At 70.1% G+C, this 9,607-nt stretch carries 12 protein-coding genes; 4 read left to right on the forward strand and 8 right to left on the reverse strand.

What is annotated here, in order from left to right:
- Window positions 1-37 precede the first annotated feature (37 nt).
- From AX685_RS13130 to AX685_RS13165, 8 genes are all read right to left on the reverse strand, one after another.
- Window positions 38-316, reverse strand: coding sequence for a hypothetical protein (locus AX685_RS13130; RefSeq protein WP_066489378.1), 279 nt, complete (start codon window positions 314-316; stop codon window positions 38-40).
- A gap of 137 nt (window positions 317-453) precedes the next feature.
- Window positions 454-1,146, reverse strand: coding sequence for a phosphate regulon transcriptional regulator PhoB (gene phoB / locus AX685_RS13135; RefSeq protein WP_066489380.1), 693 nt, complete (start codon window positions 1,144-1,146; stop codon window positions 454-456).
- Window positions 1,146-1,832 (reverse strand): phosphate signaling complex protein PhoU, encoded by a 687-nt coding sequence (phoU, locus tag AX685_RS13140; protein ID WP_066489383.1) that lies wholly within the window; start codon window positions 1,830-1,832, stop codon window positions 1,146-1,148. The genes phoB and phoU overlap by 1 nt, the downstream gene beginning before the upstream one ends.
- A 22-nt stretch (window positions 1,833-1,854) precedes the next feature.
- Window positions 1,855-2,601, reverse strand: a complete 747-nt coding sequence (pstB, locus tag AX685_RS13145) for a phosphate ABC transporter ATP-binding protein PstB (RefSeq protein ID WP_070321903.1) — start codon at window positions 2,599-2,601, stop codon at window positions 1,855-1,857.
- Between the two features lie 20 nt (window positions 2,602-2,621).
- Complete coding sequence (gene pstA, locus AX685_RS13150) at window positions 2,622-3,899, reverse strand: phosphate ABC transporter permease PstA (protein ID WP_066489388.1); 1,278 nt, start codon at window positions 3,897-3,899, stop codon at window positions 2,622-2,624.
- The gene (gene pstC / locus AX685_RS13155) at window positions 3,892-5,268 is read right to left on the reverse strand and encodes a phosphate ABC transporter permease subunit PstC (protein ID WP_066489392.1); all 1,377 of its coding nucleotides are present in this window, start codon (window positions 5,266-5,268) and stop codon (window positions 3,892-3,894) included. The genes pstA and pstC overlap by 8 nt, the downstream gene beginning before the upstream one ends.
- Window positions 5,268-6,320 (reverse strand): substrate-binding domain-containing protein, encoded by a 1,053-nt coding sequence (locus AX685_RS13160; protein WP_066489394.1) that lies wholly within the window; start codon window positions 6,318-6,320, stop codon window positions 5,268-5,270. Before AX685_RS13160 ends, pstC begins: the two co-directional genes overlap by 1 nt.
- Before the next feature lie 73 nt (window positions 6,321-6,393).
- On the reverse strand, window positions 6,394-7,623 hold the full coding sequence (locus AX685_RS13165) for a sensor histidine kinase (RefSeq protein WP_066489397.1): 1,230 nt from the start codon (window positions 7,621-7,623) through the stop codon (window positions 6,394-6,396).
- 123 nt (window positions 7,624-7,746) lie between these two features.
- On the opposite strand from AX685_RS13165, the gene AX685_RS13170 reads away from it, so the two are divergent.
- The 4 genes from AX685_RS13170 to AX685_RS13185 form a co-directional block, all read left to right on the forward strand.
- Entirely contained in the window at window positions 7,747-8,160 is a 414-nt protein-coding gene (locus AX685_RS13170; protein ID WP_066489399.1) for a hypothetical protein, read from the forward strand.
- 4 nt (window positions 8,161-8,164) lie between these two features.
- Complete coding sequence (locus AX685_RS13175; RefSeq protein ID WP_066489401.1) at window positions 8,165-8,455, forward strand: HPr-rel-A system PqqD family peptide chaperone; 291 nt, start codon at window positions 8,165-8,167, stop codon at window positions 8,453-8,455.
- Window positions 8,452-9,306, forward strand: coding sequence for an HprK-related kinase A (locus tag AX685_RS13180; RefSeq protein WP_066489404.1), 855 nt, complete (start codon window positions 8,452-8,454; stop codon window positions 9,304-9,306). Before AX685_RS13175 ends, AX685_RS13180 begins: the two co-directional genes overlap by 4 nt.
- A partial coding sequence (locus AX685_RS13185) for a nucleotidyltransferase family protein (protein ID WP_231738857.1) occupies window positions 9,291-9,607 on the forward strand: 317 nt, incomplete at its 3' end. The genes AX685_RS13180 and AX685_RS13185, both read left to right, overlap by 16 nt.

The following is a 9,607-nucleotide window of genomic DNA, read 5'->3' on the forward strand; positions in this document are numbered from 1 at the left end:
CCGGCGGGGCGATGGGCACCGAAACCGCCGGCGGCTATCAGCCCTCCGGCCCGGCGCTACAGGGGACGCCCGCACCGGGTGCCACCGTCCGCTTCCAGCCCGCCCCGCCGGTGGTCTGCGCCGGCGCCTGCATCGGCTGCTGCTGCATCGCCGGGTCGGTGGCCGGAGCGGCGGCAGGGTCGGCCGGCGGCGGTGCTGCCGGATCGGTCGCCGGTGCGGTCGTGCCCGCCGGCGGCGGGGTCTGCATGGTGTCCTGCGCGATCGCGATGGACGGAAGGGCAAGCGCGGCCGCGGCCGCCAGAAGCATCGTCTTCATATCTGTCTCCTGCCATTATGGTCGGTCAGACTGCGTTATCGTTACGCGGGGCGGCCAACGCGCCATGATGGCGAAAGGCTCCCTCGTTGCGACGACGAATCGAACCGGGCGGCAGGAAAAGCAGCTTGGCCGACCGATCAGTGACCGGTGTCGAGCGCGTAGCCGGCGGAGCGGACCGTGCGGATGATGTCGGGGCGGCCACCCTCGTTGATCGCCTTGCGCAGGCGGCGGATGTGGACGTCGACGGTGCGGCTTTCGATGTCGCTGTCGTGGCCCCACACGCTGTCGAGCAGCCGCTCGCGCGAGAAGACGTGTCCGGGATGCTCCAGGAAATGCTTGAGCAGTCGGAACTCGGTCGGCCCCAGCGCGATCACCTCGCCGCCGCGGCGCACCTTGTGGCCGACGGTATCCATTTCCAGATCGGCATAGGTCAGCTGCTCCCCGGCCAGCGCAGGCCGGACGCGGCGCAGGACCGCACCGACGCGCGCCACCAGCTCGCGCGGCGAAAACGGCTTGGTGACATAATCGTCGGCGCCGGTTTCCAGCCCGCGGACGCGATCCTCCTCCTCACCGCGCGCGGTCAGCATGATGATCGGCACGTTCTGCGTTTCGGTCGCGCGGCGCAGGCGGCGGCACACCTCGATCCCGGAAATCCCCTCGACCATCCAGTCGAGCAGGACGATGTCGGGGGGCGTTTCCTTGGCCATCAGCAGCGCCTCTTCGCCGTCGATGGTGTGCTGGACATCGAAATGTTCCCGCGTGAAATGCCATACGAGCAGCTCGGCGAGGCTCGCATCGTCCTCCACCAGCAGCATACGGGCCTTGGCCATCACTCGCTTCCCTTCTCGCGTTCTGCCATCCGCGTCCCCGTCGCGGCGAAATAGACCATCTCCGCGACGTTGGTCGCGTGATCGCCGATCCGTTCCAGATTCTTGGCGATGAACAGCAAGTGCGCGCACTGGCTGATCGTCTTGGGATTTTCGACCATATAGGTCACCAGCGTCCGAAAGATGCTGTCGTAGAAATCGTCCAGCGCATGGTCGCGTTCGCACACCGCCAGCGCGGCGGCGGGATCGCGCGCGGCAAAGGCGTTGAGCACGTCGGTGACCATGTCGGCGGCCATGCGCGCCATCGCGGGCAGCATCGACACCGGTTCGATGCGATGGTCGCTTTCCAGCAGCGGCACGCGCTTGGCGATGTTCTTGGCGTAGTCGGCGATACGTTCGACGACGCCGGCGATCTTCAGCGCGGCCACCACCTCGCGCAGGTCGTCGGCCATCGGCGCGCGCAGCGCGATGATGCGCACCGCGGTCCGCTCCACCTCCGCCTCGATCGCGTCGATACGCCGGTCGCCCTTGCGGATCTGATCGGCAAGGTCCGCGTCGCCGCGCTGCAACGCGACGATCGACTGCGCGATCGCGCTTTCGGCGAGCCCGCCCATTTGCGAGATCAGCCCGCGCAGCTGCCCGATGTCCTGGTCGAACGCCTTGACGGTATGTTCCTGGCCGCCTGCCATGGCGCGATCCTCTTGTTCCGGCTCAGCCATAGCGTCCGGTGATATAGTCTTTGGTCCGTTCCTCACGCGGGTTGGTGAAGATGTCGGATGTGTCGCCATATTCCACCAGCTGGCCCAGATGGAAGAAGGCGGTGCGCTGGCTGACGCGGGCGGCCTGCTGCATGTTGTGCGTGACGATCACGATCGCGTAGCGGCCGCGCAGTTCGTGGATCAACTCCTCGATCCGCGCGGTGGCGATCGGATCGAGCGCGCTGCACGGTTCGTCCATCAGGATCACCTCGGGATCGACGGCGATCGCGCGGGCGATGCACAGTCGCTGCTGCTGGCCGCCCGACAGCGCGGTGCCCGAATCGTGCAGCCGGTCCTTCACCTCGCCCCACAGGCCGGCGCGCACCAGCGATCGTTCGACGATCTGGCCGAGATCGGCCTTCGACCGGGCGAGGCCGTGGATGCGCGGGCCGTAGGCGACATTCTCGAAGATCGACTTGGGGAAGGGGTTCGGCTTCTGGAACACCATGCCGACGCGCGCGCGCAGCTGCACCACGTCCATCGCGCGGGCGTAGATATCCTCGCCATCCAGCCGGATGTCGCCCTCGACACGCGCGCCTGCGATGGTGTCGTTCATGCGGTTGAGCGTGCGCAGGAACGTCGACTTGCCGCAGCCGGACGGGCCGATGAAGGCAGTCACGTCCTCCTGCCGGACGTCGATCGACACGTCGCGGATCGCCTGTTTGTCGCCGTAGAAGACGTTGACCCGGCTCGCGGTCATCTTGGGGGCGGAGTTGCTTGTCACCAGCGGGTCTCGAAACGGTTGCGGAGGTAGATGGCGATCCCGTTCATCGCGAGCAGGAACGCCAGCAGCACGATGATCGCGGCGGACGTCTTCTCGACAAAGCCCTTGGCCACTTCGTCGGACCACAGGAAGATCTGCACCGGTAGCGCGGTGGCGGGATCGGTCAGCTTGTCCGGCGGGGCGGCGATGAAGGCGCGCATCCCGATCATCAGCAGCGGCGCGGTTTCGCCCAGCGCGCGCGCCATGCCGATGATCGTGCCGGTCAGGATGCCGGGCAACGCCAGCGGCAATACGTGGTGGAAGACGACCTGGATCGGGGAGGCGCCCAGCCCGCGCGCGGCATCGCGGATCGACGGCGGCACGCCCTTGATCGCGTTGCGCCCGGCGATGACGATCACCGGCATCGTCATCAGCGCCAGCGTCAGCCCGCCGACCACCGCCGCCGAGCGCGGCATGTGGAAGGTGTTGAGGAAGACCGCCAGCCCCAGCAGGCCGAAGATGATCGAGGGCACTGCCGCCAGATTGTTGATCGACACCTCGATCAGATCAGTCCAGCGGTTCCGCGGCGCATATTCCTCCAGATACAATGCCGAGAGCACGCCGACCGGGAAGGCGAGCGCAAGCGTCACCAGCATCGTGAACAGCGAGCCCTTCAACGCGCCCCAGATCCCCGCGCGCGTCGGATCGGTGGCGTCCGCGCCGGAGAAGAAGCTGAGGTTCAGCCCCCTCGACAAGCGCGCGCGCAGCGCGGTGACGACGCCTTCCGCCTCGGGCGTGCCGTCGCCCTTCATCGCGACGTCGATGTCGGTCGCGACGGGGACGTCGATCGTCGTCGCGCGGGAAAGCAGCGAAGGATCGCGCTTGACCGCGTCGCGCACGCGCAGCCACGCGCCGTCCGACAGCAGCGCCGCGCCGCCCGCCCGCGGGAAGGCGGCGTTGGCGGCGGCGTCGACCGCGCCCTCCAGCCCGGCACCGGCGAGCGCGAGGTCGGCGCCCGGCCCGGCGAGCCGCGCGGGCGGGACGTCGACCTTCGCCGCGCGCAGGTCGATGGGCAGCGCGATGCGGGTTTCCAGGAAGCCGTTGGCCCCTTGCGCGATCATCGTCGCCAGCAGGAAGACGAGGAACGCCGCGGACAGCGACACCGCGCCCAGCCCCAGCCAGCGGAAGCGCCGTTCCGCGGCATAGCGGTGGCGGATGCGCCGCTGCATCGCCGGGCTGCGCCAGTCGGTCGGCGTGCGCGCCGGCGCCGCCGGTGGTGGAGGCGCGCTATTCATAGGATTCCCGGTAGCGGCGCACCACGATCAGCGCGACGACGTTGAGCAGCAGCGTGATGACGAACAGCGTCAGCCCCAGCGCGAAGGCGGCGAGCGTCTTGGCCGAATCGAACTCTGCCTCGCCGGTCAGCAGGTCGACGATCTGCTTGGTGACGGTGGTGGTGCTGGCGAAGGGGTTGAGCGTCAGCGTGGCGACGCCGGAGGCGGCCATCACGACGATCATCGTTTCCCCGATCGCGCGGCTGACCGCCAGCAGCACGCCGCCGACGACGCCGGGCAGCGCGGCGGGGACCAGCACCTTCTTGATCGTTTCCGACGGGGTGGCGCCCATCGCCAGGCTGCCGTCGCGCATCGCATCGGGGACGGCGGACAGCGAATCGTCGGCCATCGAGGAGACGAACGGGATGATCATCACCCCCATCACCACGCCGGCCGCCAGCGCGCTTTCCGAACTGGCCCAGCGAACGCCGATCGCCACGCCCAGATCGCGCACCGCCGGCGCGACCGTCAGCGCCGCGAAATAGCCGTAGACGACGGTCGGCACGCCCGCCAGGATCTCCAGCAGCGGCTTCATCCAGCGGCGTGTGGTATGGCGCGCATATTGGGTGAGGTAGATGGCGCTGAGCAGCCCCAGGGGGATCGCCACCGCCATCGCGATGATCGCGCCGATGAAGAACGTCCCCCAGAACAGCGGCACCGCACCCAGGCTGGCGCCCGGATCGCGCGCGTCGATGACCTGCGGGCTCCAGTGCGTGCCGAGCAGGAAATCGCCGATCGGCACGATACGGAAGAAGCGCGCGCTTTCGAACAACAGGCTGGCGACGATGCCGATCGTCGTCAGGATCGCGATCAGCGAGGCGCCCAGCAGCAGCCCCATGATGACGCGCTCGACCTGCGTGCGCGCCGAGAAGGCGGGGCGGACCTGGAGAAAGGCGAACGCCCCGCCGGCGAAGGCGAGCAGCAGTGCGGCGGCGGTGGCGATCCAGTCGAAGCGCGCCTGCGCCGCGGCATAGGCGGGGGCCAGCACCTCGGACAGCGGGTGGAAGGCACCGTACCCGCTCCCCTCCGCCAGCCGCCGTGCCTCTGACAGGACGGCGGCGCGATCGAAGCCGGGCGGCGGCAGCTGCGCCGCGCCGGGGGTGGCGAGCACCGCGTCGGTGACCAGCGCGGGCGAAGTGAAGTGCCACACCGCCAGGAACAGCAGCGGCGGCAGCAGCGTGCACAGCACGACGAACCAGCCGTGATGCTGGGGCAGCGAACTGAACCGCTGCGTCGTGCCGGCACGGAAACGCAGCGCGCGGGCGCGGGCGGTGACCCAGCCGATCAGCGCCAGCGCGGCGATCAGGAAGACGAGCGCGAGCGGCGACATTATTTCAGCTCCGCCGGGTCGAGCGCGATCTCGCCTGCGACGATCGCGGCCGACCGCCGCTGGATCGCCGCCGGCGCGGCGATCAGCCCGCGCTTCACCAGCGGCCCGCCGCGATCCCATGCCTGCGCATATTGGCGCAGGAAGGCGCGCAGGCCCGGGATGGCGCGCAGATGCGCCTTCTTGACGTAGATGTAGAGCGGGCGCGCGCCGGGATAGGCGCCCGATGCGATCGTGTCATAGGTGGGGGCGACCCCGCTGATCGGCACGCCGTCCACCGCACGGGCATTCTCCTCCAGATAGCCGTAGCCGAAGATGCCGAGCGCGTTGGGATTGGATTGCAGCTTCTGGACGATCAGATTGTCGTTCTCGCCCGCGTCGATATAGGCGCCATCCTCGCGCACGCGCAGGCAGCGCGCGTTGAAGGCGTCGGGCGTGTGGTCGCGTACCGCCTTCATCGCCGGGTCCACCGCCTCGCACCCCGTCGCCAGGATCAGTTCGGCCAGCGCATCGCGCGTCCCGCTGGTCGATGGCGGGCCATAGACCTGGATCGGCACCGCGGGTAGCGCCGGATTGACGTCGCGCCACGTCCGCGCGGCGTTGCGGCGCCCGCCGGGCGCGGCGGCGAGCGCGCGATAGATGTCGGCGGGGGTCAGCGCCATCTTCGGCCCGTTGCGCGCCTCCGCGAAGGCAATGCCGTCGATGCCGATCTGCACCTCCAGCACGCCGTCAACGCCGTTGCGCACGCACGTGTCGTACTCGCCGCGCTTCATGCGCCGCGACGCATCCTCGATATCGGGATGGGCGGCGCCGATACCGGCGCAGAACAATTTCATCCCCGCGCCGGTGCCGGTCGATTCGATTACCGGCGGGCGTGCCTGCGGGTTGTTGGCGAGATATTGTTCGGCGACGATCGTGGTGAAGGGATAGACGGTCGACGATCCCACCGCGCGGATCTGTTCGCGCGACCCCGCGCCGCCGCCGGCGGCCTGATCGACGCAGCCGGCCGCGCCGAGCGGCAGCATGGCTGCAAGCGCCAGGACCCAACGCGACATGAAACCCCCGAGCGGCCGACGGCCGGAATGGCGATCGTGCTGCAGGGGCGCATGTGACATGGGCGTTACGGCTTCATGACAGCGGCTCCGGCACGGCCGATGCCGCGTCCCGGTCGCGGACGGCCGGGAGCGTCACCGTCACGCGCGTCCCCACGCCGACGGTGCTGGCGATATCGAGCCGGCCGCGATGCCGCTCCACGACATGCTTCACGATCGCCAGTCCCAGCCCGGTGCCGCCCAGCGACCGGCTGCGGCCCGCATCGACCCGATAGAAGCGTTCGGTCAGCCGCGGCAGGTGCTCCGGCGCGATCCCGTCGCCTTCGTCCGCGACGACGACCGACAGTTGGTCGGCGCGTGGCGCCAGCGTCACCGTCACCGGCGTGCCATGCCGGCCGTATTTCATCGCATTGCCGATCAGATTGTAGAGCAGTTGAGACAATTGCCCCTGATCGCCGGGCACGCGCGGCAGGTCATCGGCGATGTTCATCGCGATGTCCGCGCCGCGATTGCCGTGCGTGGTCAGCAGCGAATCGCGCACCTCGCGCGCGACGGCGGCGAGATCGACCTCGGTGCGGGGCGGGCGGAACTTCTCCGCCTCGATCCGCGACAGGCTCATCAGATCCTCGACCAGCCGCTCCATCCGCCGCGCCTCGTCGAACACGACGCCCAGGAACCGCTTGCGCAGGTCGGGGTCGTCCCCGGCCTCGTCGGTCAGCGTCTCGACATAGCCCAGGATCGAGGCGAGCGGCGTGCGCAGTTCGTGGCTGGCGTTGGCGACGAAATCGACGCGCATCCGATCGGCGGCATATTGGCCGGTCTGGTTCGACAGATGGACCAGCCGGCTGTGCGGGCCGAGCTGCGACACGCGCATCTGCCACCGCTGGTCGAGCGTGCCGAGCCCGACCAGATCGACAGGAAAGGACGATCCGTCGGCGACATGTTCCGCCGCGCCGGGGTGGCGGATCGCGACGCGCGCATCCTCGCCCACGACATGGCTGCCCAACAGCTGGCGCGCGGCGGCGTTGGCGACGGTGACGCGGCCGTGGTGCACGACCAGGATCGGCTCGCCGATCGCCTCCAGCGCGGCATCGACGGGCAGGTCGCCGTTCGCGACCGGTTCGTCGGCCCGATGGTCCGGCGTCTCCTCCGGGATGGTGGCGATGATGACAACCAGCGCGGTCGCGCCCGCCATCGCCGCCAGCGCGGTCTGCCAGTCGTGACCGGAGAGGATGAAGACGACCACGCCCGTCGCGACCGCGATGGCGAAGGCAAGCCAGGTGCGAAGCGGAATCTCGTCGATCACGCCGCACGCGATAGCCAATCGCGGGCGCGATGGGCAGTGGCTTCGATGCGGCGTCCCGTTGCGAAACAGTCGCGGTGCGGCGCGTTAGTGATATGGAAGGCGCCATGTGCGAGACGGAGCGGCATGGACGACCACAATCCGGACGACGGACCCGCCGGGCGGGGCAATTCGCCGACGCGGCGACGCGCGTTGCTGCTGGGGGCGGTCGGTGCGGCATCGGTGGTGTCGATTCGCCCCGCGCTGGCGCAGGCGACCGGATCGGTGATGCTGTGCGAAATCCCGGTGCCCGATCCGCGGCGCAGCGGCAGTTTCATCACCAGCCAGGGCGACGTGGTGCCCGCGGGCACCGCCAACGCCTTCGCCCCGCCGTCCAGCCCGCTGAAGGGCGAGGACGTGCGCCGCGCGATGGCGAGTGGCGGCAACCTGCCCGGTTACGATTACGATCGCAGCCGCGCCTATCTGAAATACGTGTCGCGGTTGCAGCGCGGGACCGCGGGTTTCACCTGTTTCGCATCGGTGCAGATGCTGCGGAAGTGACGGCGTGAGCGACGGCGCGACGCGGTTCAGCGCGCCGCCCGAGGGCTATCGCATCGTCGCGCTGGATGAATTGTCGGCGGTGTACCACCGCGCGTCGGGGATCACCCATGTCGTCGCGTCCCCGGCGCCCGAGATCCTCGATGCGCTGTCCGGCCCGGCGATGAGCGCCGACGCGCTGCTGATGGTGATGACGATCCGCTACGACCTGGCCGATGCCGATGCGGCGGCGCTGGCGGCGCTGGCGGCGCGGCTGGACGAGCTGGTCGCGGCGGGGCTGGTGGTGGCGACGCCATGAAGCATCAGTTCGCGATGCGCGTCGGCCCGGTCGGCTATCGCATCGGCAGCGCGTGGCGCGCGCCGGTCGAGCAGCTGGCGGCGCTCTATGCCGGCTATCCCGGCGCGGATGTGCCCGATTTCACCGTGCGGCTGGGGCCGCCGTCGCCGTGGCGCCGCTGGCTGCGCCCGGCGGTGGCGCTGGCGGGCGACTTCACGTTGCCGGACACCGCGCCGCTGCCGCTGGCACATGCGCTGCTCGCCGCCGAGATGGGGATGAACCTGCAGGTGGCGCTGGGGCATCGCCGGCACCTGCTGCTCCATGCCGCGGCGGTCGAGCGGGGTGGACGCGCGATCGTGATGACGGGCGAATCGGGCGCCGGCAAATCGACGCTCGCGACCCTGCTGGGCGCGCGGGGGTGGCGCTTCATGGGGGACGAATTCGTCCTGCTGGACCCGGCGACGGGGATGATCCACGCCTTTCCCCGGCTGGTCAGCCTGAAGAATCGAGCGATCGCGGCGGTGGCGGCGGCGTTGCCCGATGCGCGGTTCGGCCCGTTGCTGACCGGCACGCCGAAGGGGGATATCCGCCATCTGGTGCCCGACGCGCGCGCGGTGGCGGCGATGGACGATCCGGCGATGCCCGCGCTGCTGCTGTTCCCGCGTTTCGGTGAAGCGGCGGCGGTGCGCGCGGTGGCGGCGGGGGAGGCGTTCGTGCGGCTGACGCAGGCGTCGACCAATTATGTCGCGCTCGGCGAGCGCGGGTTCGACACGCTGACCCGCTTCGCGCGTGACGTGCCGAAGGTAGCGGTGGACTATCCCGACGGCGAGGCGGCGATCGCGCAGGTGGAGGCATTGTGGGCGGCGCTGTGACGCTGGCGGCGCTGCTGGCCGTTCCGGCCGAGGCGGGGGCGCTGTCGCCGGGCGACTGGGCCGGCGTGATCGCGGCGGCGCGTGCCGAGCAGTTGCTGGGCGCGCTGGCGTGCCGATTGTCGGGGATCGCGGTGCCCGAACGGGCCGGCGCGATCCTGCACGACGCGCGCGACATGGCGGCCGAATCGCGCCGCGCCGCGCTGTGGCAGGCGGAGATGGCGCGCCGCGTGCTGGCGCCGCTGGGCGTGCCGGTGGTGCTGTTGAAGGGGACCGCGTTCGTCGCGGGCGGGCTCGCGGCGGG

The sequence above is a fragment of the Sphingomonas sp. CCH9-F2 genome (assembly GCF_001556735.1).
Taxonomy (GTDB): Bacteria; Pseudomonadota; Alphaproteobacteria; order Sphingomonadales; family Sphingomonadaceae; genus Sphingomonas; species Sphingomonas ginsenosidimutans.